Here is a 21,769-nt window from a genome sequence, read left to right on the forward strand (position 1 = left end):
CGCATAAGGTTGCGTCGGCATCGAACGGCGGATCGGCATGTGGACTTGCGCCACCGCGAGACCCGCCGGGTTCGGCCCTCCGGTCGTCGCGCAAATTCGTTCAGGCGGTGGCCGCGTGGACTTCTTCGGCTTCGGCGTCGGTGCCGAGTAGTTCCTCGAAGCGGGCGATGACCTTGTTGTGGTACATCCCGAACAGGTCCTCGAACAGCGCCAGCTGGGCCGGGGTGGGGCCGGATTCCGATTCCCAGACCGCGATCAGTGCCCGCCACACCAGGACGTGCAGATCGGCGGCGCCGGCGAAGTAGGCGTCGACGGCCTCGGGAACTTCGAGCACCATTTCGCCGATGGAGTTCAAGATGGCGCGCTGCATACTCGATTCGAGAGCCACCAGCAGTTTGCGAACCACGCCGATCTCTATGGCGAGAATGCGCCGATAGTCGGGAACGTCCAGCCGCGCCAGCGTTTCCAGGGTGTCGATCTCGGCTTTCAGTTCGGCGAGGTCGACGCCGGCCGCGGCGGCGGCACCGTGGGCGAGACCGGTGTAGGAGAGCAGTGCGTCCATGACGATGCCGCGCTCGACCTCGACGATATCGCGGAACATCTCGATCGCGACCTCGGGCATCGGGATGGAGAACCGGAAGAGGTGCCGGTAGACGTCGAGACCGCCGGCCGCGCGGACCTCACGGATGGTGAAACCCTTACCGCGCCGTGCCTCGACGAATCCGTAGGACTCCAGCCGGCCGAGGGTGAGCTGGGCGGTGGCCCGGTTCATCTCGAATTCCTCGGCGACCTGCCGGACCGAGGGCATCAGCCCACCCGGCTGATATTCCCCTGCGGCGACGCGACGCGCCAGTTCGTCTGCGACGTCGGCGACCACCGTGCGGGATCCCATGGATGCACCTTTCTCGGCAGCTGATACGTCCCAGACAGTCTAGGCGCAAATATGCCAGACTGCACAGGAGAACTGGCGAATCGCTTCTGGGGATGAGGTATGAGCAGTCGACGTGATCCTGGTGCGCCGCCGGTGCGGCGGGCGCTGCGCAGCGCCAAGCTCGTAGCACTTCCGGTCGCGTTCGCGGGTCGGCAGGCGGCGGGCGCGGGCCGCCGGGCGTTCGGCCGTTCGGCGCAGGAGGTGAACCGGGATATCCAGTCCCGGACCGCCGAGCACATGTTCGCGGTGCTGGGTGAACTGAAGGGCTGCGCGGCCAAACTCGGCCAGCTGCTGGCGATCTACCAGCTGGCACTGCCTCGCGATATCGCCGCCCCGTACCAGGCCGCCCTGGCCCGGTTACAGGATTCGGCGCCGGTGATGCTGCCCGCCACCGTGCACGCCGTACTGGCCGAACATCTGGGGCCGGACTGGCGGGCACTGTTCCGCGAGTTCGACGATCGGCGGGCCGCCGCCGCCTCGATCGGCCAGGTGCATCGGGGGGTCTGGCGCGACGGGCGCGCGGTCGCGGTGAAGGTGATGTATCCGGGCGCCCGGGCGGCGGTGGAGTCGGATCTGGTGCAACTGCGGCGGATCTCGACATTGGCGTCGGTGTTCCTGCCGGGCGCGGATGTGAAATCGGTGACCGAGGCACTCTGCGAGAGCGTGCGGGCGGAGCTGGATTACGCGGCCGAGGCCGATAATCAGCGAGCGTTCGCGAGGGCGTATGCCGACAGTGCCGAATTCCGGGTGCCCGAGGTACTGGCACAGCGCGGCGACGTACTCGTCTCGGAATGGCTCGACGGGATTCCGGCCACCCGGCTCATCGAGTCCGGGAGCCGGGCACAGCGGGACCGGGTCGGCGAGCTGATGATGCGGTTCGTGCTGACCGGATGGGAGGAGCACGGGCTGCTGTACTGCGACCCGCATCCCGGCAATCTACGGCTGCTCGCCGACGGGCGGCTGGGGGTAATGGATTTCGGTGCGTGCGCGCCGTGGCCGCATCCGGGTTTCACCCGGCTGGTGGTCGAGATGTGCGACGCGATCTGCAACGGTGGCCCGGCCGCGGTGGAGACGGCGGTGCGGACGCACGGGTTCGCGCTGCCGGGCCGGGCCTTCGATGCGGTGGCACTCGACGCGGCCCTGTCGGCCTGCGCGGAACCGGTACGGCATCCGCGGTTCCGTATCACCACACCGTGGTTGCGCAAGCAGGTGCTGCGTACCACCGCCCTGCGGTTGTCGAATGTGATGCGGGAGCTGACCCTGCCGCCGGAATGCACTCCGTTCGCGCGGGCCGCACTCACCATGGTCGGCACCTTGAGCCAGCTGGAATGCGAATGCGATTTCGGTGACGAACTGGAACGGTCGGTGCCCGAGCTCGGGGACGTCTTCGCGGTCATGCGGCGCGCTCCGGCACCAGGCGTATCGGCGAACTGACACGCCACCGGCCGGATACGACCAGCTCACCGTCTGGGACATTTTCCGGTGAAGAAACCTAATTTACGTAAAAAATATCCTATTTATCCTGCCCGCGGCCCAGGTCGTGCGCGGTCAGCCGCTCGGTCCAGCCCAGAGCCTGCGGGTCGCCCACGCCGGCGACGAAAGAATCTCCTACGAAACAGATGCGTTGATCACCACTCACCCCTGGATTCTGACAGCGTGTTGGTGTGTATCGTCCGGCTCGGGCTCCTGCATACTCACCTGCTGGTGGGCGTGACCGGCCCGTCAGCGTCACCTCGATCCGAAAGTACCGATACGACATGCGAGTCGATGGGCGGGAGATCCCGGTCACGGGCAGTCTCCTCCAGCCGCTCACGCGGCGGACCAGCGATATTCTGCGTGTCGTCTTCGCGGCCGTCGGCGTGGCTGTCGTCATCGCCGGTTCCCTGATCACCCGGCCCGAGTGGCTGGCGCTGGAACGTTCGGTTTCCAATATCGTCGGATTCCTCAACCCCGACCAGTCCAACCTGGTCTATCTGCTGTACGGGATCGTCATCCTCATCCTGCCGTTCGCGATCCTGGTGGAACTGGCGTTCGGCCGGCAATGGAAACTGCTCGCCGGTTACGCCACCGCCGGGCTCACCGCGGTCCTGCTGCTGTCCATCACACCGAGTGGGTTGTCGGCCCCACAGTGGCACCTGCAGGTGCCGGAGAATCTGGACGACAAAACCTTCCTGCAGCAGTTCCTGGACGACCCCCGCTGGATTGCCATGCTGGCCGCGGTGCTCACCGTCTCCAGCCCGTGGCTGCCGGTGCGGCCACGACGCTGGTTGTGGGTGCTGCTGCTGGCGTTCGCACCGATCCACCTGGTGGTCAGCACCGTGGTTCCGGCCCGCGCCATGTTCGGCCTGGTGGTCGGCTGGCTGGTCGGCGCGGTGATCGTGCTGCTGGTGGGTACTCCGGCGCTGGAGGTACCGCTGGACGCGGCGGTGCGCCAGCTGGCCCGCCGCGACTACACCGTCACCCGGTTCACCGTCGTTCGGCCGGCCGGTCCCGGCGCGCTGCTGCTCTCGGCGACCGTGGAGGAACGCGAGCGGGCGCTGGTGGTCGAACTGTACGGCAAGAATCAGCGCTCGCTGAGCGCGCTGCGCCAGTTGTGGCGCTGGCTGACCTTCCGTTCCAGCGAAACCGCGCCGCTGCACGGTTCCATGCATCGCGCGGTCGAGCATCGCGCGCTGATGGCGATCGCGCTGGCCGAACTCGGCCTGGCCGCGCACCGACCGGTCACGGTCGCCGGACTGCCGCGCGGCTGGATGCTGTACGCGCATACGCTGCCGGCCGGACGCTCGATCGAACAGGATCCCGCCGATACCGCGGCCCTCGATTCGGTGTGGCGGGCGCTGACTGTGCTGCGCGAACGCGGGATCGCGCACGGTGAACTGCGGCCCGCCGAGATCCGGATAGGACCCGACGGTGCGCTGTTCGGTGGCTTCACCGCGGCGGAACTGTGTGCCTCCGACGCACAGCTGCAATCCGATATCGCCCAACTGCTGGTTTCGATGACCGCGGTTTTCGGCGCCGCGGCGGCCGTGCGGTCGGCGATCGGCGTGCTCGGCGAGCGGACCGTGCTCACCGCCTCGCGTCGGCTCACCAAATTCGCCATGCCGGGCGGGATCCGGAAATCCATCACGGACTGGAAATCGGTGGTGTCGGCTGCCCGCGAAGAGGTCCGCACCCAGACCGGCGAGGACCGGATCGAAGCCGAGCAGATCACCCGGTTCAGCCGGAAGAGCCTCATCCAACTGGTGTTGCTGATCGGCCTGGTCTATGTGGCCTACCCGTTCATCAGCGCGGTACCGACCTTCTTCACCCAGCTCAAAGAGGCCAACTGGTGGTGGGCCCTGGCCGGCCTGGCGCTGTCGTCGCTGACCTACCTCGGTACGGCCGCGGCCCTGTGGGCCTGCGCGTCCAGTGTGGTGAAGTACTGGCCGCTGGTCCTCATGCAGATCGCGAACACCTTCGCCGCCACCACCACTCCCGCGCGGGTGGGTGGACTGGCCCTGAGCGTGCGCTTCCTCCAGAAGGGCGGAGTCGGCGCGGTGCGGGCCACGGCCGCGGTGGCATTGCAGCAGGCTGTGCAGGTCTGCACGCATATCGGGCTGCTGGTGCTGTTCAGCGTGGCCGCCGGGACCTCGGCCGACCTCTCACATTTCGTACCGTCGCCGACCATCCTCTATCTGATCGCCGGAGTCGGGGTGGGGATCGTCGGTACTTTCATGTTCGTGCCGAAACTGCGTCGCTGGCTCAATAATTCGGTACTCCCGCAGGTGCAGGAGGTCGTCGGCGAGCTGGCGCTGCTGGCCCGCGACCCGAAACGCTGCGTGATCATCGTGCTCGGCTGCGCGGCCCTGACCCTCGGGCAGGCGCTCGCGCTGTTCGCCAGTGTCCAGGCGTTCGGCGGCGGTACGACCTTCATCACCGTCACCATCGTGACGATGATCGGCGGCACCCTGGCCTCGGCCGCGCCGACACCGGGCGGTGTCGGCGCGGTCGAGGCCGCGCTGATCGGCGGTCTGGCCGCATTCGGTCTTCCCGCCGCGGTCGCGGTGCCGTCGGTGCTGCTCTACCGGGTGCTCACCTGCTGGATCCCGGTGTTCTGCGGCTGGCAGGTGATGCGGTGGATGACCGAGAAGAACATGATCTGAGGTGTGTTCGATTGCCCCGCCTCCGGCGGGGCGGGCCCGACCACGGATGCAGACCCTCCGGAGTAGACGGAGGATCTACGCAGACCTGCACCTCGACCGGCGGAAGGTCAATCGAGGTCGTCGAAGGCGTCTGCGTTGGTGCGGAGGCCGGCGCTGACAAGTGCGATATTGGCCAGAGAGGCCGTGTGCACCTGGTGGTCGGCGGCAGCCACGCAGTCGGCGACCGTATAGACGGTGAAACCGAGGTCGGTGCCGTGGCGTGCGGTCTGCTCGACGGTGAGGTTGGTGGCGACGCCGGTCAGGAACAGCGTGTCGATATCGTTCTCGACCAGCCAGCGCGGCAGATCGTTACCGGCCAGCCCCGACAGCTTCTGGTTGTCGACGATGCGGTCGGCCTGTCCGGCGATCTCGTCGATCAGCCGGCTTCCCGGAGCGTCCGGGCGGAATTCGTGCTGGGCGGCCCCGACCGACTGCATGAACCCGGTATTGCGCACCAGCCGCCCTTCCCCTTCCGGGACGATGAACCGCGTGCAGATAACCGGCAGTCCCAGCTCTGCCGCCTGTTTGTGGAAGTCCGCGGCCCGTTGCACCACTCCGCTGGCGGCCACCGGTTCGGCCAGCATCGGGCCGAAGAACCCTTCCGGCCGAATAACGTTCACCTGCCAGTGCAGGGCGAGGACTGCAGCATGTTGATCCGACATGGCGTAGATGATCGACCATGCGCTCGCGGGGCGCACCACTGCCCGGGATAAATGCTGGCCACCGGGCGCGCCGGAGTCCCCGGCGCGGCTGTGCGCCGGATCGGCGGAACCGATCCGGCGCATGATTCACGTGAAACGTTACCTACGAATCGAGCTTGCGCAGTTCGACTTTCACGACCTTGCCGCTGGCATTGCGCGGCAGTTCCGCCACGAGCACCAGCTCTTTCGGATGCTTGTAGCGGGCCAGGTTCTCGTTGAGGAACGATTCCAGTTCCGCGAGGGTGAGAGCGTCGGCCGGATCGTTGAGCGCGACCACCGCGACCGGTACCTCGCCCCACTTCTCGTGCGCTTTGCCGATCACCGCGGCCTCACGGATCTTCGGATGCGAGAACAGGACGTTCTCCACCTCGGCACAGTAGATGTTCTCGCCACCGGAGATGATCATGTCCTTCTTGCGGTCCACGACGTAGACGAAGCCCTCATCGTCCTGGCGGACCAGATCACCGGAGTGGAACCACCCGCCGGCGAACGCATCCGCGGTCGCCTCCGGCTTGTTCCAGTAGCCCGACATCATGGTGGGGCCGCGGTAGACGATTTCACCGACCTCGCCGGGCGCCACATCGTTCATCTCGTCGTCGACGATGCGGGCCTGGATGGTGGGGATGACCTTCCCGACCGAACCGAGCTTGCGGATGGCGTCCTTGCCTTCGAGTACACAGGTGATCGGCGACATCTCGGTCTGCCCGAACACCGCGACATTGAAGGCATCGGGGAACGCGTCGGCCATCGCCTTCAGCACAGTGTCCGAGGCGGGCGCGGCACCCCAGCTCAGCGCCCGCAGCGCGAGTTTGCGCTGCTTGACGGTCGGCTCGTCACAGATCAGCTGCCACTGGGCGGGCACGCAGAACGCGGAGGTGGCCTGCTCGGCCTCCACGGCGTCGAGGAACTCGGTCGCGCTGAAGGCGCCCAGCGGATGCAGCACCGTCTTCGCGCCGAGCAGGAAAGCCGGTGCCAGGCTGCCGAGTCCGGCGATATGGAACAGCGGCGAGGTGCAGAAACCGATCGACTCCTGCTCGAGCTGCAGCGCGCGGATACAGGTGAGCGCCTGGGAGTTCATATTGCCGTAGGAGAGGATGGCGCCCTTCGGGCTGCCGGTGGTGCCCGAGGTGTACATGATGAGGCACGGCGTGTCCTCGGGGATGTCGAGCGGGGTGTGCGCATCCCCAGCCTCGGCGATCGCGTCCGCGAAGCCGACGACCCCGTCGGCACTGGTACCGCCGATGACGAAGCAGTGCTCGAGGCCCGGCGCCTGGCCCTGTACCGCGGTGGCCAGCGGCTGCAGCACGGTATCGGTGACCACGGCCCTGGCACCGCTGTCGCCGACGATATAGGCGACCTCGGGCGGAGTGAGCCGGAAGTTCACCGGGACCGCGATGGCACCCAGGGCATTGATCCCGAACACGGCCTCCAGGTACTCGGGGTAGTTGAGAGCCAGGATGAGGACCCGGTCGCCGAGGCCGACGCCGCGGCGCGCTAGGGCGTCGGCGAATTTCTGCGACCGTTCGTGCAATTGCCGCCAGGTGGTGTCGGCACCGCGGAAACGCAGCGCCACCTCGTCGGGCCGCATGACCGCATGCGTGGCGAGCTGGTTGTTCCAGTGGTTGCGACGCGATCTGATCGGCTCGGCGAGGGCCTGCGCACCGGTGGACATCCCACGTACTCCTCTCGGTACCGCGCGTCCCGCCGGAGTGTCCGGCGCCACACGCAGTGTGAACATGTCGGCAGAATAACAATTCACATCAGCACCGGCAAGGAAATCGGGCACGAATAGCGGTTAATCCCGAGGAACCCACCCGAGGAGAGAGTCCGCGCTCGTTGAAGCGTGTATTTGGGGTGATACTGGCCGCTGCGCACGTCATCCAGCTACGCGAGATACGATCACATATGCGAATCACGACTCACTTCCAGGGTTGATCGGGCGCTGACACCCGTGGCACCATGCAGCAGACGCGGACTATCCGCGAAAGTAGAGGAGAGCACCGATGCTGCGGACCAGGTTCACCGAGACCTTCGGTATCGAACACCCGATCGTGCAGGGCGGGATGATGTGGGTCGGCCGGGCCGAACTCGTCGCAGCCGTCGCGAACGCCGGTGGGCTCGGTTTCATCACCGCACTGACCCAGCCCACGCCCGACGACCTCCGGCGCGAGATCGAGCGCACGCGCGAACTCACCGACAAGCCGTTCGGGGTGAACCTGACCATTCTGCCCTCGATCAACCCGCCGCCGTACGAGGAGTACGCGCGGGCGATCGTGGACAGCGGGATCAGGATCGTGGAGACGGCCGGCAGCAACCCCGAGCCGTTTCTGCCCACCTACCACGAGGCCGGGATCAAGGTGGTGCACAAATGCACCAGCGTCCGGCACGCCCTCAAAGCCCAGAAGATCGGCGTGGACGCGGTCAGCATCGACGGCTTCGAATGCGCCGGGCATCCCGGCGAAGACGATGTACCGGGCCTGGTGCTCATTCCCGCCGCGGCCCGCGCACTGACCATTCCGATCATCGCCTCCGGCGGTATCGCCGACGCCCGCGGCCTGGTCGCGGCGCTGGCGCTGGGCGCCGACGGCGTGAACATGGGGACCCGGTTCCTGTGCACCGAGGAGTCCTCCATCGACCGGAAGGTCAAGGAGCAGATCGTCGCCAACTCCGAGCGTGATACCAAGCTGATCTTCCGCACCATGCACAACACCGCCCGGGTCGCCGACAACGAGGTGAGCCGCAAGGTGGTCGAGATCGAGAAGGCCGGCGGCAAATTCGAGGATGTCCGCGAACTGGTGTCCGGTGCCCGCGGCCGGCGCGTTTTCGAAGAGGGCGACCTCGACGCCGGTATCTGGTCGGTCGGGCTGTGCCAGGGCCTGATCGAGGACATCCCGAGCTGCGCCGAACTCATCGGCCGCATGGTCGGCGAGGCCGAGGAACTGATCAGCGCGCGGCTGGCCGGTTTCGTCGCTTCGGCCTGAATCGGGCCAGTTCCCCCGCACCGGAACCCCTGGGCCTCCGTCGGACCAATGGCGATTCGATCCGACGCAGGAAACGCGGGAAGCCATCCGGGAAAGGTTGGCTTCCCGCACTCTCCGGCCCGCCGGGCCGTCGGGTTCAGCGCGCCGCGAGCGCAGTCACCGCGTCGTAGTCGTGCGCGGCGACCACCTCGATACCGTCCGGCAGCGCGTGCAGCCGGTGGATGGTCTCGAAGGCGATATTGCGGTCGGCGTCGAACAATCGCCCGGGCATGGGCGCCTTCTCCCGGATCAGTTCGATCTGCAGCCGGTTCCATACCGAGTCGCCGGCGAGCAGCACCCGGCGTCCGTCACTCGTGGCCAGCAGGACGCCGATACTGCCCGGGGTGTGCCCGGCCAGGTCCACGAGTAGTACCGAACCGTCCCCGAACAGATCCAGGCTGCGCGCGAAGGTGAGCACCGGCGGACCGTCGAGCTCCAGCGGTTCCAGCGACCGGCCCTCCAGTGGCCCCCGCACCACACCGGTCGGCGCGTGCGGACCCCGCAGCGCCCAGCCCAGTTCCGCGGACGGCAACCGCACCGGCACCGAATCCGGCAGTTCGAGCACCCCGGAAATATGATCCCAGTGCAGGTGGGTGGGCAGTACGAAATCGACAGTGGCGGGGTCGAGATCGCGTGCGGCCAGTGCGTCCGCCAGCCCGAGGACCGGTTCGTCCGGCGCCACCAGTGACGGAATCGGGAAGGGCAGCCCCGGCAGCACCCGCCGGTGGACATGTGCGCACAGTGCCGGGTCCACGACGAACCGCGCCGAGGGATGCTCGACGATATAGGCGCCCATCGCCATGGGCAGATGCTCGAGACTGCGCACGCCCTCAGCGACGATGGTCGTCGGCGCCGACATCCGCCCCTGGACGAGCACGGTCAACTCCACACTCGCCCGGGCCGCGGGCAGCGGCGCGGATTCCAGCCGCGCCAGGAAATCGGTATCGGGCCGCCGCGGGCGCAGCAGCCGCGCCGGGGTGGCGGCCAGCGCCGCACAGCAGCGCAGCACAGTCGGGAGAGTGGGGGTTCGTCCGTCCACGGAATCGGCCACACGGCAACGGTACCGGCCGGACCCGGGAACCAGTAGCCACAGCGGTGCGGGTCCCCCGCGATACCACGACCACGCACTACCTGCCGGTCTCCGGCGGCGCGCTGTATTCCGCGCTAGGTCGCACCGGCGCGATCTAGATCAGGTGGAGACACGCCGGCCGCGCCGAGCACGGTGATCGCGCCGCCGCGCAGATATCCCACCGGTCGATCGGTCCAGACCGTTGGCGACGGAAGCCGCACGGCGCCAGGAGTTTCGGGCAAACCGAATCCCCGGATTTCTCCGGCATAATCGAGTCGTGAGGCCATCCGCTCGCCACGGCCGCCAGGCAGTCCGGCTTTCCGCAATGTCACTACGATGATCGCTTCACCCCAGGGAGTACTCTTCCTGTTCCCGGGCGAAGGCGGGGAACACGAGCGCATGGGCCGTATGCTGGCCGGCCGCTATCCGGTCTTCGCGGATGCGGTCGCCGCGGCCGGTGACGCGGTCGCCGCCGCCGGCGGGCCCCGGGTCTGGACTCCCCGATACGGCTTCCGCCCGCCCGGCGGATTCGAGCTCGCCGCGGATACCGTCGAACCTTCGGCACATCCGGAGTTCGTCCAACCCGCCCTGTTCGTCTACCAGGTCGCGCTCGCCGAACTGCTCGCCGCGTGGGGTGTGCGGCCGGATGCGGCCGTCGGTCACGGTCCCGGCGAGATCGCCGCGGCGGTGACCGCCGGGGCGCTGCCACTGGCCGAGGCCGCGAAAGTGGTGGTGACGCGCGGCCGGGCGGCGGGCCGGCTGGCGGGTTCGAGCGCGACGGCCGAACTACTGACCGCCGAGTCCGAGGCGATCCGCCTGGTACGACCGCTGGATGGCAAGGTCACGGTCGCCGCGGTCAACGGTCCGCGGTCGGTACTGGTCGCCGGCGCATCTCGCTATGTGGAGGTGGTGGTGCGCCGCGCGGAACGCCGCGGTATCGCCACCGCCCGCCACCCGCGGGATCATCCCGCGCACAGCCCGGCCATGATCGAGGCGATACCGCGATTCCTCGACGAGCTCGGCCCGGTTCGCTCCGGGTTCTCCCGCCTACCGTTGTATTCCAGTACCCACGCGGGCGCCGTCGTCGACGCGGCCGGTATGTCCGCCGGATACTGGGCCGAAAACCTCACCGGCCGCGTGGAACTCGACGCGGCGCTACGGCGGGCGGCCGATGACGGGATGGCGATGATTCTGGAGGTCGGGCCGGAATCCCTGCTCGCACCGGCGGTCCGGGCGATACCGCGGTTCGCGCACACCACCTACGGCGCCGCGGACAGCTCGGATGAGGGAACCGCTTTCCTCACCTGCCTCGCGCAGTTCCACGCGGCACGCGCACTGGGCACGGCCGCGACTGCGGACGGCCGCAACGGTGTCGAGGGACAACCGGAACCGCGCGATGGCACCGCTGTGATCGCACCGGCCGGGCGGCGTCCGGGGCCGTGCGGAATCGGAACAGATTTCCCGGCAATATCTTTCGATGATCGCGACACGGCTACGCGGTCGGACCGGTCACCGCGACCGGCCGGATCCACAGCCACGGCCGAGCCCGGCCGGCGATCGAACGGGGGGGATTTGCGGGCGGAGGTCACGGGTGCCGGAACGCTGGCATCGATACGGCTCGCCGATGACCCCCCACCCACAGATATCATCGCATGGACGCGGGTTGTCGATGCCAATAGGGCTATTCGCTTCATGGCCGGGCGCATCGCGCTCGATCCGCCCATGATGATCGATCGGACCGGAACCTACGTCGTCAGTGGTGGTTTGGGTGCCCTCGGCTCGGTGATGGTGCGCCGTCTGCTCGCCGCCGGAGCACGCGATGTGGTGGTACCGACCCGGTCACCACGGCCGGTTCCGCCGCTGCTGGAGGGGTTCGAAGAGCGGATTGTGGTGGTGCGCTGCGATACCGCCGACCGCCACGATCTGGACAACGCATTGCGCGATATCCGGGAAACCGGCTGCACCATCCGCGGAGTGATCCATGCGGCACAGGTTTTCGAGGACACCGTGGTCGATGCCGCCGTATCCGTCGATATCCCGATGGGGTCGGCGACCAGGGCCCCGCAGGCGGTGGCCGAGAACTCGATACCGGATCCGGCACTCGACGCGGGCCGGCTGGCACGTCGATTCGCCCGGATCTCCGCATCGGCGGCCCATCTCATCGAACTCACCGCGGCCGACCCGGTCGCTTTCATCGCCGTGTTCTCCACTCCGGTCGTCGGAGCGCCCCGGCCCGCCGGGGCGACGACGGCCGGACCCTGGACCTATCCGGATACCGCCGACTCCCCGTAATCCGCCGCCGGTACCCGCGAGCACTGAACCTCCGGCGCGGCCCGAGCACGTGGGCCACGCCGGACGATAGAGATCGGGTCTACCGTTGGGCGAGAAGATGGTCGCCGGGCCGGGGAGCGGGCTCAGTGATCGGTCCGACCGAGCAGCCGGTCGGTTTCGCGACGTTCCCGTTTGGTCGGACGCCCGGTCCCGCGGTCTCGTTGCGGCAGGGCAGCGAGCACTTCCTTGGGCGGAGGCGGTGGACTGCGGTCGATCAGGCATTGGGCGGCGATCGGAGCACCTACCCGTTTTGTGATCACCCGTTCCACGACGACGATGCGCTCCAGACCGTGGTTCCGGATCCGGATCTCGTCGCCCGGACGTACCGGCTGTGCGGGTTTGGCCGTCGCCCCGTTCACACGCACATGACCGCCCCGACAGGCGGCTGCGGCAGCCGACCGAGTTTTGAACAAGCGGACAGCCCAGACCCAGGAGTCGACCCGGGCCTGGATGGTGCCGTCGTTCGGCTCGGTCGCGGCTCGGTTCACCCGCTATACGATACGACGCGCGGTGACCACATCGTCGGCGGACAGGTGGGTGTAGGAGACCGGCTCACCGGACTGCACCGCGTTCAGCAGCAGACCGTCACCGGCGTACAGGCCGACATGACCGCCACCGTTGGTGATGACGAGATCGCCGGGCTTCAGGTTGGAGAAGGCCACCGGCGCGCCCACATGGGACTGTTCGAAGCTGGTACGCGGCAGTTTGATACCGGCCTGCTTGTAGGCCCACTGGACCAGGCCGGAGCAGTCGAAGTTGGCCGGGCCGGCGGCACCCCAGGAGTACATGGCGCCGACCTTGGTCTTGGCGGCGTCGAGCGCGATATCGCCGAGGGTCTGCTGGACCGGGGCGGGCGGCGCGAAGTTGGGCAGCGCGGGAGCGGCGGGCATGGCGTGGGGGGCCTGTTCGAGGACCTGGTTCAGCTGCTGGTTGAGCTGATCGGCCTGGCTGGCGAACTGGTCCGGTACCTCGACGTCGAACTTACCGATGCCGGGGACGTCGATCGTGGTCGTCGCGGCCGAGGCGATCGCGGGCATCGTGCCCGTAGTCGCGGCCAGCGTGCCCATGACCAGTGCGCCCTTGACAGAATTAGGCAGCTTGGATTCTCGCTGCAAGCTGTGCTTACCCACCGAGCTACGTCTCCGATCCTCGTGCTCTCCCGTCGTTCCGGTCGCGCGTCCTGCTCTATTCGCGGCGGCCGACTGCGGCGGTGACCAATGGCGCCGCCTCACTTACGAAACGACTCGACTCCACTAAGTCACAAGAAGGTTACGATGCCGCCCGGGTGTTGTCCAGCCGAACGGGTGTCCTTTTCGCGCCAACAGGGAGTACACCTGCAAAGTGCAGGCGCGCCAGCGTTTTTCGACCCGGCAACAGGTCACGCGGAGGTCTCGTCCGGGCGTGTCCCGCCGATCCCGGCCGGTGTCACGGCGCGGTGGCGCGCAAGGCTCCGAAGGCCCACTAAGCCTCTCCAGAACCCGGCATAGATACGGACAGATTTTCCGATCGGTTCGCTACGGTGTGAGGGTATGGACCCCGTGCGGAACCCGTATGCGCCCGGCGCCGGCCAGCGTCCACCGGAACTCGCCGGGCGCGGCAAACAGCTCGACGCGTTCGATATCGTCCTCGAACGGATCGCCCGGGGTCGTCCGGAGCGCAGCGTGATGCTCACCGGGCTGCGCGGGGTGGGGAAGACAGTACTGCTCAACCAGTTGCGTTCGGCCGCGGTTTCCCGGGGGTGGGGCACCGGCAAGATAGAAGCCCGCCCGGACCAGGAGTTGCGCCGGCCGCTGTCCTCGGCTCTGCACACGGCCGCGCGAGCCATCGCCAAAACGCACCACAACCAGGAACGTATCGACGATTTCCTGGGCATCCTCAAAGCGTTCGCGTTGCGCGCGTCCGCGGACAAGGGCATGCGGGAGCGATGGCAACCGGGTATCGACGTACCGGCCGTGACCGGCCGCGCCGACTCCGGCGATATCGAGATCGACCTCGTGGAACTGTTGATGGAGGCCGCGGCGCTGGCCCAGGACGTCGGCGCGGGTATCGCCGTCTTCATCGACGAGATGCAAGATCTGGGCCCGGCCGATATCTCGGCCATCTGCGGCGCCTGCCACGAACTCAGCCAGGACACGGCGCCGTTGATCGTGGTGGGGGCGGGTCTGCCGCATCTGCCGGCGGTCCTGTCGGCGTCCAAGAGCTATTCCGAACGACTGTTCGGCTATCACCGCATCGACCGGCTGGACCGGGCGGCGGCCGACCGCGCGCTGATCGCGCCGGCCGAGCGCGAGGACGTGAAGTTCTCCGACGAGGCGCTCACCGCGCTCTATCGCAAGGCCGACGGGTATCCGTATTTCGTGCAGGCCTACGGCAAGGCGACCTGGGATCAGGCGCCGGGCAGTCCGATCACCGCCGAGGATGTCGAGGTGGCGGCACCGACCGCCGAGGAGGAGCTCGCGGTGGGATTCTTCGGCTCCCGGTACGAACGGGCGACCCCGGCCGAACGCGAGTACATGCGCGCGATGGCCGACCTCGCCGGTGACGACGGTCCGGTCGCCACGTCGGCGGTGGCCGCCGAGCTGGGCCGCAAACCCGCATCACTGTCGCCGGCCCGCGACGGGCTCATCAAGAAAGGTCTCATCTACTCCGCGGAGCGCGGCACCATCGGGTTCACCGTCCCGCATTTCGGGCGCTACCTGCGCAGTGTCGCCACCTGACAGCCACGCCATCAATCTATTGGCATTACTAGAGGAATTCGTAGAAAGGCGTAGAGAGTCCGATATCGTCGGCGGACCGCCACTGCCTCCGGGGCCGCTCACACAACCGCGGACCCCGGACATCCACCCGGCCAGCGGCGCACGCTCCCGCGACATCGCCTCCATACCGGCAATACATCTTTATGCCGTTTTCTAGTGCCTCGACTAGAGATGTTCATACAGCCATCGAGTCCCGCCGGAGCGATGTGTTCGCGATTCTCGCCTGAGCGCTAGACAGCCGTATAGACCCACACAGACCGTCGGTCGAGCTGTACACATCGGCCCCCAACCGAAACCCGATCTTGATCATCGGACGAGCCGGAATCGGGATTTTGACGTACTGTGTTGTAGATCACCTTGTGTGGTCGGTCACAAGCACGCCGGGCGGCCGGCGCAGTCCGGGCGGCGTTCCACATCGCGACCGGTCAGCAACTCAGGAGGTATCCATGACACGTAGCGACATCGCGGAACTCCGATACGCCGTAAACCAGCTCCGCCACTCCATCGGGGTGCTGCGCACCCATTATGGGGACGCCGGCTCCGTACGGCGACTGGAGAACGACCTGGAACGGCTCTGCATCGATGCAGACGAACTGGAGAAGAGCCCGCCACCGCAGGTGGCGGGCCGCCGCGGCCAGGAACCCATCTACGTCCCGGACAGCAAATCCGACGAATCGGCGTGGATGGGCGCCCAGGACGAGGGCCTCGGCTTCCACTCGCGGCCACGTACCCAGTGATCGGCCGGAGTTCACCGCCGGATAACTGAACACCGGGCATCGGGCCACAACCCGATGATCTTCGGACGGCCGGTCGCCGCACAGGCGACCGGCCGTCTTCGTTTGCGACGTGTTCACCCGCGCAAGATCGTCAGTAAATGTGGCGCAAATCACCCACCCTCTAGCTCATCGAGATTACGCAGACCCTGCTCGTTCGATAGCGGGCCGGGCGTATGGTGCTCAGCATCACATTCGATCGCGGAGGTACCCATGACCACCCGCACCGCCGATCAGCGAGGCATCGACCAGTGAGTGCCACAACGACCACGACCGCTCCCGAAGCGGGTACAGGCGTATTCAGCAGGACCCGGGCCCGGATCACCGCCCGGACCCTACGCACGGATCGGTGGTGGCTACCGCCGCTGATCACGGTGATCGGACTGGCCGCGTTCGTCATCTACGCGGCCATCAGATCCTTTGTACGCACGGCGTATTGGGTACCCGACTACCACTACCTGACGCCGTTCTACTCCCCCTGCCTGAGCACCTCATGCGTCGAAGGGGCGAGCCATTTCGGCACCCCGTTCGGCGACCTGCCGATGTTCCTGCCGCTCGGGTTCCTGGTGCTGCCGTTCCTGCTCGGTTTCCGGCTCACCTGCTACTACTACCGCAAGGCCTACTACCGGTCGGTGTGGTTCTCACCGCCGGCCTGCGCGGTGGCCGAACCGCACGCGAAGTACACCGGAGAGACCCGGCTGCCCCTGATCATCCAGAACGCGCACCGCTACTTCTTCTATGTCGCGGTGCTCATCTCGCTGATCAACACCTACGACGCGGTGCTCGCCTACCACGGCAGAACCGGCGGATTCGGGCTGGGTCTGGGCAGTCTGATCATCACCGGCAATGTGATCCTGCTCTGGGCCTACACCCTGTCCTGCCATTCCTGCCGGCATATCGCGGGCGGACGGCTCAAACACTTCTCCGCACATCCGGTGCGGTACTGGTTCTGGACACAGGTCTCCAAGCTCAACACCAGGCATATGCAGCTCGCCTGGACCACGCTGGGCACCCTCGTACTCACCGACTTCTACGTGATGTTGGTGGCCGGCGGCACGATTTCCGATCTTCGCATCATCGACTGAGGAGTTAGCACGGCTATGCCCGAAGTGGAGCGGCACACCTACGACGTCGTGGTGATCGGTGCCGGCGGCGCCGGACTACGCGCGGTGATCGAAGCCCGGGAACACGGTCTCTCGGTGGCGGTGGTGTGCAAATCGCTATTCGGCAAGGCCCATACCGTGATGGCCGAGGGCGGCTGCGCGGCGGCGATGGGCAACGCCAATGAGAAAGACACCTGGGAGACCCATTTCCGCGACACCATGCGCGGCGGCAAATTTCTGAACAACTGGCGGATGGCCGAACTACACGCCCGGGAGGCCCCCGACCGCGTCTGGGAGCTGGAAACCTACGGTGCCCTGTTCGACCGGACCGCCGATGGCCGGATCAGCCAGCGCAACTTCGGTGGGCACACCTACCCGCGGCTGGCGCATGTGGGAGACCGCACGGGGCTCGAACTCATCCGCACCATGCAGCAGAAGATCGTCTCGCTGCAACAGGAGGACTACGCGCAGACCGGTGACTACGAGTCACGGATCAAGGTCTTCGCCGAATGCACCATCACGGAACTGCTCAAGGACGGTGACCGGATCAGCGGCGCCTTCGGCTACTGGCGCGAATCCGGCCGCTTCATCCTGTTCGAAACCCCCGCGGTCGTGCTGGCGACGGGTGGAATCGGCAAGTCCTACAAGGTGACCTCGAACTCCTGGGAGTACACCGGTGACGGCCACGCCCTGGCGCTGCGGGCCGGCGCCCGGCTGATCAATATGGAGTTCCTGCAGTTCCATCCCACCGGGATGGTGTGGCCGCCGAGCGTGAAGGGAATCCTCGTCACCGAGGGTGTCCGCGGTGACGGCGGCGTACTGAAGAACACCGACGGCGAACGGTTCATGTTCGACTACATTCCGGCGGTCTTCAAGGGGCAGTACGCCGAGAGCGAAGAAGAGGCCGATCAGTGGCTGCGCGACAACGATTCGGCGCGCCGCACCCCCGACCTGCTGCCCCGCGACGAAGTGGCCCGCGCCATCAACGAAGAGGTCAAGGCCGGCCGGGGTACCGAACACGGCGGTGTCTACCTCGATATCGCCTCGCGACTCGGCCCGGAGGAGATCATCCGCCGGTTGCCGTCGATGCACCACCAGTTCAAGGAACTGGCCGATGTGGACATCACCAAGGAACCGATGGAGGTCGGGCCCACCTGTCACTACGTGATGGGCGGGATCGAGGTCGATCCGGATACCGGCGCGGCGCACGTACCGGGGCTCTTCGCCGCCGGGGAATGTTCGGGCGGTATGCACGGGTCCAACCGGCTCGGCGGCAACTCCCTGTCCGACCTGCTGGTCTTCGGTCGGCGGGCGGGGTTGGGCGCGGCCGAGTACGTCGAAGGGCTCGCCGAGCGGCCGGCGGTTGCCGACACCGATATCGCGACGGCGGCCCGGTCCGCACTGGCTCCGTTCGACCCACCGGAGGGCGCGTCCGGGGAGAACCCGTACACCCTGCACACCGATCTGCAGCAGACCATGAACGATCTGGTGGGCATCATTCGCAAGGAAGCCGAGGTCCGCGAGGCGATCTCGCAGCTGGAGGCCCTGCGCGAGCGGTTCGCCCACGTCACCATCGAGGGGCACCGGCAGTTCAACCCGGGCTGGCATCTCGCCATAGATATGCGGAACATGCTGCTGGTCAGCCAATGCGTGGCCCAGGCCGCGCTACTGCGCACCGAGAGCCGCGGCGGACACACCCGCGACGACCACCCGGGCATGGACCCGCAGTGGCGCAACAAGCTGCTCGTCTGCGCCGCCGACGGCGCCGGAGTCGCCGACATCCCCGATATCTCGGTGACCGTGCAGGATCAGCTGCCGATGCGGGACGAACTACTCGCCCTCTTCGATTTCGGCGAGTTGGAGAAGTACTACACCCCAGCCGAACTCGCGGCCCATCCGGCCGCGGTGGACGGCGCCGCGGCCGGGACTACGCCCGAAGGCCGCGAATCAGACAGCAAGGAGGCGTGAGCGGATGAGTTACGACGCCCGGTTCCGCGTATGGCGCGGCGATACCGACGGTGGGGAACTACAGGATTTCACGGTGGCGGTGAACGAGGGCGAAGTGGTTCTCGACATCATCCACCGGCTGCAGGCGACCCAGGCGCCCGATCTCGCGGTCCGCTGGAACTGCAAGGCGGGCAAATGCGGTTCGTGTTCGGCCGAGGTGAACGGAAAACCGCGGCTACTCTGTATGACCCGTATGTCCACCTTCACGCCGGAAGATGTTGTCACTGTGACACCGCTGCGCACGTTCCCGGTGGTTCGCGACCTGGTGACCGATGTCTCCTACAACTACAAGAAGGCCCGCGAGATCCCCTCGTTCACCCCGCCGCCGGATCTGGAGCCCGGACAGTACCGGATGCAGCAGGTGGATGTGCAGCGCTCGCAGGAGTTCCGCAAGTGCATCGAATGTTTCCTGTGCCAGAACATCTGCCATGTGGTGCGCGATCACGACGAGAACAAAGAGGCCTTCGCCGGCCCGCGGTACCTCATGCGGATCGCGGAGCTGGAAATGCATCCGCTGGATGTGGCCGATCGCCGGGATGCCGCGCAGGAGCAGCACGGACTCGGCTACTGCAATATCACCAAATGCTGCACTGAAGTGTGCCCGGAGAATATCAAGATCACAGACAATGCGCTGATACCGATGAAGGAGCGCGTCGCCGACCGGAAGTACGACCCGATCGTCTGGCTCGGCAACAAGCTCTTCCGCCGCTGACCGATCCACACGACCGTCTCACAACATCGCGACCACACCGGTCGCGACCAGCCCCACCAGCACCCCGACGAACAACGCCGAGAACACCGATCCGGTGAGTACGAAAACGCCCACCGCCGATGCCGCAAAGAGCAGGCCGACGATCAATCGCGCGACGCCGTCGCCGGGCCCGAATTTGCGGAGCCGGGGACGGGAATTCTTGATCCCTGGGTCCACATATTGTTGTCTACCCGTTACCTGTTTGACCCAAACGCGGTGATCAGGGAGAGGCCGGCCCGGGCGAACAGGTAGTTATGGCCGGTCGAACTCGCCGTCGCGTACGCCGGCGGTGAAGGCCGCCCACTCGCCCGGGGTGAAGACCAGCACCGGTCCGTCGGGATTCTTGCCGTCGCGCATTCCGACATGACCGTCGGCGAGCATCGCGATCTCGACGCTGTGGGTCCCTGGCGTAGCGGCGCTTTCTCCGGTCGCGCCGCTGACCCAGCGGGCGCCGGACAGGTCCACTCTCGTACCGTTGTCGATGCTCATCCAGATTCTCCTTCACCGCCGCGGATATCGCCGTGTTTCGAGTCGAGGGTCCCGGCGCTGCGCGCCACAAGCATGTAGCGCGATGCTACGCGCAGCACCGGCCGAGGCGGGTTTACACCCGTCTACAGGAAATTTCGTGAATCGGTACCGGTAAAATCACCGAATCTCACCCGTTATCGGACCTTCTCGGCCTATGGTGAGCTGTTGGTCGTATGTGCACACCCGGAAAACCACCGCGGACAACAGGAGTCGACCGCGGGTTCAGAAGGAGGTCGTGTGATGCGGTTGAATCTGGACGCCCCGATCCCCACCCTGCTCGCCTGCGGTGACGATCCCGGCGTGATGACCCCCGAACAAGCCCATTCGGCGATGCAACTGCATCTGGACTGCACCGTCGACGAGTGCCGGGTCCGTCGGCGCGCCCGGGCCACCCTGGTGGAATCGGGCCGCTGCGTACTGGACAACCGCGCCCTCCAATAGCGAGCGGGTTCCACCGCCGTACCGGCCGCTCACCGGCCGGACCCGACAGGTTCGGCGAAGCCGGAACCTCGGATGCTCCGGACCGCGAACGCCCCTACCGGTCAGTGCCAGCGGTGATCGGTCACCGCGGCGCGCGGGCCGAACCGTGGCTTACGAGCCTGCCCACTGATCTCGAGCAGACGGATGGTGCGATAGCGATGCGGACGTACCGGTTCGAGGTAGTCGACCATCTCGGCGTCATCCATATCGCGACCGAGCAGGGTCCAGCCGACTATCGACGCCAGATGGTAATCACCCACCGACAGCGCGTCGGCGTCGCCGAAAGCGCGCTGCGCTGTCTCCGCGGCGGTCCATTCCCCGATCCCGGGGATCGTCCGGAGCCGGCGCGCGGCCTCGGCCGGGGGCAGCGTGGTCATCCGCTCCAGGGAATCGGCGAGACGGGCCACCCGTACGATGGTCCGGCTGCGCTGCGGCCCGACATTGGCCCCGTGGAAGCTCCATGAGGGAATATGGCTCCAGGCCGCCGCGTCCGGCGGTACCAGCATCCCCGCCGGGGCAGGGCCGGGCGGCGGACTGCCGAACAGGTGCACCAGGCGGCGCCACGCGGCATGGGCGGAGACGATCGTCACCTTCTGTTCCAGGATCGCCGGGATCAGCGCTTCGAGCACCCGGCCGGTGCGCAGCATCCGCAGCCCGGGATACCGCTGGTGCGCGGCCGCCACCGTGGGGTGGATCGGTACGAAATCGTCGACCCGCTGGTCCAGGCACAGCATGCGATCGAGCTCGTCCAGGAACTCCGCGGCGCCCACGCCCCACGCGTCCGCGGTGACGGTCAGCGGATCGTCCTGGACCAGCCGGTAGGTGACCGGCCCGGTCGCCATGCGCGAGGTGTGCCAATGTGCCCCGTCCGGGGTGATCTGGTGACAGGGGTCGCCGGGCCCGCGGCGCAACGGCGCGAGGGTATGGGCGAGGTGGACCGGGGCGTCGGCGGACAGGGTCCGCGTCACCCACGCATCATCGGTGGATCCGGCTGCTCGGACAGGCACCATGCCATTGTGCGCTGCCCGGAGTAACGCCGTACGATCGCCCGGCGATGAAGACGCAGTTGAGCAAATATGCGGTTTCTGCCGTGACTGGAGGTTCCTATGATCACCGAAGCGCTCAATTGGTTACTCGA

20 protein-coding genes are annotated in these 21,769 nt (G+C 67.0%); 10 read left to right on the forward strand and 10 right to left on the reverse strand.

All coding sequences use genetic code 11. From position 1 onward, the window contains the following. Nucleotides 1–100 precede the first annotated feature (100 nt). The gene (locus tag NGR01S_RS27660; RefSeq protein ID WP_063041950.1) at nt 101–892 is read right to left on the reverse strand and encodes a winged helix-turn-helix domain-containing protein; all 792 of its coding nucleotides are present in this window, start codon (nt 890–892) and stop codon (nt 101–103) included. Nucleotides 893–991: 99 nt separating this feature from the next. Here NGR01S_RS27660 and NGR01S_RS27665 point away from each other — a divergent pair, with 99 nt between their 5' ends. After that, the gene (locus NGR01S_RS27665; protein WP_245664808.1) at nt 992–2,365 is read left to right on the forward strand and encodes an ABC1 kinase family protein; all 1,374 of its coding nucleotides are present in this window, start codon (nt 992–994) and stop codon (nt 2,363–2,365) included. Between the two features lie 79 nt (nt 2,366–2,444). Here NGR01S_RS27665 and NGR01S_RS32940 read toward each other — a convergent pair whose 3' ends face one another. Beyond that, nucleotides 2,445–2,570: a hypothetical protein gene (locus tag NGR01S_RS32940; RefSeq protein WP_281179812.1), complete on the reverse strand. Its 126-nt coding sequence runs from the start codon at nt 2,568–2,570 to the stop codon at nt 2,445–2,447. Between the two features lie 118 nt (nt 2,571–2,688). Between NGR01S_RS32940 and NGR01S_RS27670 the strand changes: the two genes are divergently transcribed. Further along, nucleotides 2,689–5,073 (forward strand): lysylphosphatidylglycerol synthase transmembrane domain-containing protein, encoded by a 2,385-nt coding sequence (locus tag NGR01S_RS27670; protein WP_063041954.1) that lies wholly within the window; start codon nt 2,689–2,691, stop codon nt 5,071–5,073. A gap of 107 nt (nt 5,074–5,180) precedes the next feature. Here the strand turns inward: NGR01S_RS27670 and NGR01S_RS27675 are convergent, their stop codons facing one another. Both NGR01S_RS27675 and fadD5 read right to left on the reverse strand, forming a co-directional pair. Further along, nucleotides 5,181–5,774: a cysteine hydrolase family protein gene (locus NGR01S_RS27675; protein WP_063042055.1), complete on the reverse strand. Its 594-nt coding sequence runs from the start codon at nt 5,772–5,774 to the stop codon at nt 5,181–5,183. A gap of 142 nt (nt 5,775–5,916) precedes the next feature. Further along, nucleotides 5,917–7,485, reverse strand: a complete 1,569-nt coding sequence (gene fadD5, locus NGR01S_RS27680) for a fatty-acid--CoA ligase FadD5 (RefSeq protein ID WP_063041955.1) — start codon at nt 7,483–7,485, stop codon at nt 5,917–5,919. Nucleotides 7,486–7,816: 331 nt separating this feature from the next. On the opposite strand from fadD5, the gene NGR01S_RS27685 reads away from it, so the two are divergent. Next, nucleotides 7,817–8,794 (forward strand): NAD(P)H-dependent flavin oxidoreductase, encoded by a 978-nt coding sequence (locus NGR01S_RS27685; RefSeq protein WP_174551756.1) that lies wholly within the window; start codon nt 7,817–7,819, stop codon nt 8,792–8,794. A 136-nt stretch (nt 8,795–8,930) separates the two neighbouring features. Here the strand turns inward: NGR01S_RS27685 and NGR01S_RS27690 are convergent, their stop codons facing one another. Next, nucleotides 8,931–9,884, reverse strand: a complete 954-nt coding sequence (locus NGR01S_RS27690) for an MBL fold metallo-hydrolase (protein WP_245664809.1) — start codon at nt 9,882–9,884, stop codon at nt 8,931–8,933. Nucleotides 9,885–10,238: 354 nt separating this feature from the next. Between NGR01S_RS27690 and NGR01S_RS27695 the strand changes: the two genes are divergently transcribed. Further along, nucleotides 10,239–12,194, forward strand: a complete 1,956-nt coding sequence (locus NGR01S_RS27695; protein ID WP_063041960.1) for an acyltransferase domain-containing protein — start codon at nt 10,239–10,241, stop codon at nt 12,192–12,194. 122 nt (nt 12,195–12,316) lie between these two features. On the opposite strand, the gene NGR01S_RS27700 is transcribed toward NGR01S_RS27695, so the two are convergent. After that, nucleotides 12,317–12,721 carry an RNA-binding S4 domain-containing protein gene (locus tag NGR01S_RS27700; RefSeq protein WP_063041963.1) on the reverse strand — a complete coding sequence of 135 codons (405 nt, stop codon included), beginning with the start codon at nt 12,719–12,721 and terminating at the stop codon, nt 12,317–12,319. A gap of 3 nt (nt 12,722–12,724) precedes the next feature. Continuing rightward, a complete protein-coding gene (locus tag NGR01S_RS27705) occupies nt 12,725–13,363 on the reverse strand; it encodes a C40 family peptidase (protein ID WP_307718785.1) in 639 nt (212 codons plus the stop codon). 399 nt (nt 13,364–13,762) lie between these two features. Between NGR01S_RS27705 and NGR01S_RS27710 the strand changes: the two genes are divergently transcribed. The 5 genes from NGR01S_RS27710 (at nt 13,763) to NGR01S_RS27730 (ending at nt 19,584) form a co-directional block, all read left to right on the forward strand. Further along, entirely contained in the window at nt 13,763–14,950 is a 1,188-nt protein-coding gene (locus tag NGR01S_RS27710) for an ATP-binding protein (protein WP_063041967.1), read from the forward strand. A gap of 485 nt (nt 14,951–15,435) precedes the next feature. Then, on the forward strand, nt 15,436–15,726 hold the full coding sequence (locus NGR01S_RS27715) for an Rv0250c family protein (RefSeq protein ID WP_063041969.1): 291 nt from the start codon (nt 15,436–15,438) through the stop codon (nt 15,724–15,726). A 287-nt stretch (nt 15,727–16,013) separates the two neighbouring features. After that, nucleotides 16,014–16,847, forward strand: coding sequence for a succinate dehydrogenase subunit SdhC (gene sdhC / locus NGR01S_RS27720; protein ID WP_063041971.1), 834 nt, complete (start codon nt 16,014–16,016; stop codon nt 16,845–16,847). A gap of 15 nt (nt 16,848–16,862) precedes the next feature. After that, the gene (locus NGR01S_RS27725) at nt 16,863–18,833 is read left to right on the forward strand and encodes a fumarate reductase/succinate dehydrogenase flavoprotein subunit (protein ID WP_063041973.1); all 1,971 of its coding nucleotides are present in this window, start codon (nt 16,863–16,865) and stop codon (nt 18,831–18,833) included. 4 nt (nt 18,834–18,837) lie between these two features. Next, nucleotides 18,838–19,584, forward strand: a complete 747-nt coding sequence (locus NGR01S_RS27730) for a succinate dehydrogenase/fumarate reductase iron-sulfur subunit (RefSeq protein ID WP_063041975.1) — start codon at nt 18,838–18,840, stop codon at nt 19,582–19,584. Between the two features lie 18 nt (nt 19,585–19,602). On the opposite strand, the gene NGR01S_RS27735 is transcribed toward NGR01S_RS27730, so the two are convergent. Continuing rightward, nucleotides 19,603–19,800, reverse strand: a complete 198-nt coding sequence (locus NGR01S_RS27735) for a hypothetical protein (protein WP_030524513.1) — start codon at nt 19,798–19,800, stop codon at nt 19,603–19,605. Between the two features lie 75 nt (nt 19,801–19,875). Further along, nucleotides 19,876–20,112, reverse strand: a complete 237-nt coding sequence (locus NGR01S_RS27740; protein ID WP_063041977.1) for a DUF397 domain-containing protein — start codon at nt 20,110–20,112, stop codon at nt 19,876–19,878. A 279-nt stretch (nt 20,113–20,391) separates the two neighbouring features. Between NGR01S_RS27740 and NGR01S_RS27745 the strand changes: the two genes are divergently transcribed. Beyond that, nucleotides 20,392–20,592: a hypothetical protein gene (locus NGR01S_RS27745; protein ID WP_063041979.1), complete on the forward strand. Its 201-nt coding sequence runs from the start codon at nt 20,392–20,394 to the stop codon at nt 20,590–20,592. Between the two features lie 101 nt (nt 20,593–20,693). Here NGR01S_RS27745 and NGR01S_RS27750 read toward each other — a convergent pair whose 3' ends face one another. Beyond that, a complete protein-coding gene (locus NGR01S_RS27750) occupies nt 20,694–21,641 on the reverse strand; it encodes a DNA-3-methyladenine glycosylase family protein (protein ID WP_063041981.1) in 948 nt (315 codons plus the stop codon). Nucleotides 21,642–21,769: the final 128 nt, after the last annotated feature.

The organism is Nocardia grenadensis NBRC 108939, from assembly GCF_001613445.1.
Lineage (GTDB): Bacteria > Actinomycetota > Actinomycetes > Mycobacteriales > Mycobacteriaceae > Nocardia > Nocardia grenadensis.

What these genes read in the sequence shown, in the direction of transcription:
- NGR01S_RS27710 (WP_063041967.1), top strand. Translation starts at nt 13,763, where the DNA reads ATGGACCCCGTGCGGAACCCGTATGCGCCCGGCGCCGGCCAGCGTCCA.
- NGR01S_RS27725 (WP_063041973.1), top strand. Translation starts at nt 16,863, where the DNA reads ATGCCCGAAGTGGAGCGGCACACCTACGACGTCGTGGTGATCGGTGCC.
- NGR01S_RS27715 (WP_063041969.1), top strand. Translation starts at nt 15,436, where the DNA reads ATGACACGTAGCGACATCGCGGAACTCCGATACGCCGTAAACCAGCTC.
- NGR01S_RS27695 (WP_063041960.1), top strand. Translation starts at nt 10,239, where the DNA reads ATGATCGCTTCACCCCAGGGAGTACTCTTCCTGTTCCCGGGCGAAGGC.
- NGR01S_RS27740 (WP_063041977.1), bottom strand. Translation starts at nt 20,112, where the DNA reads ATGAGCATCGACAACGGTACGAGAGTGGACCTGTCCGGCGCCCGCTGG.
- NGR01S_RS27685 (WP_174551756.1), top strand. Translation starts at nt 7,817, where the DNA reads ATGCTGCGGACCAGGTTCACCGAGACCTTCGGTATCGAACACCCGATC.
- NGR01S_RS27750 (WP_063041981.1), bottom strand. Translation starts at nt 21,641, where the DNA reads ATGGTGCCTGTCCGAGCAGCCGGATCCACCGATGATGCGTGGGTGACG.
- NGR01S_RS27730 (WP_063041975.1), top strand. Translation starts at nt 18,838, where the DNA reads ATGAGTTACGACGCCCGGTTCCGCGTATGGCGCGGCGATACCGACGGT.
- fadD5 (WP_063041955.1), bottom strand. Translation starts at nt 7,485, where the DNA reads ATGTCCACCGGTGCGCAGGCCCTCGCCGAGCCGATCAGATCGCGTCGC.
- NGR01S_RS27675 (WP_063042055.1), bottom strand. Translation starts at nt 5,774, where the DNA reads ATGTCGGATCAACATGCTGCAGTCCTCGCCCTGCACTGGCAGGTGAAC.
- NGR01S_RS27665 (WP_245664808.1), top strand. Translation starts at nt 992, where the DNA reads ATGAGCAGTCGACGTGATCCTGGTGCGCCGCCGGTGCGGCGGGCGCTG.
- NGR01S_RS27660 (WP_063041950.1), bottom strand. Translation starts at nt 892, where the DNA reads ATGGGATCCCGCACGGTGGTCGCCGACGTCGCAGACGAACTGGCGCGT.
- NGR01S_RS27745 (WP_063041979.1), top strand. Translation starts at nt 20,392, where the DNA reads ATGCGGTTGAATCTGGACGCCCCGATCCCCACCCTGCTCGCCTGCGGT.
- NGR01S_RS27670 (WP_063041954.1), top strand. Translation starts at nt 2,689, where the DNA reads ATGCGAGTCGATGGGCGGGAGATCCCGGTCACGGGCAGTCTCCTCCAG.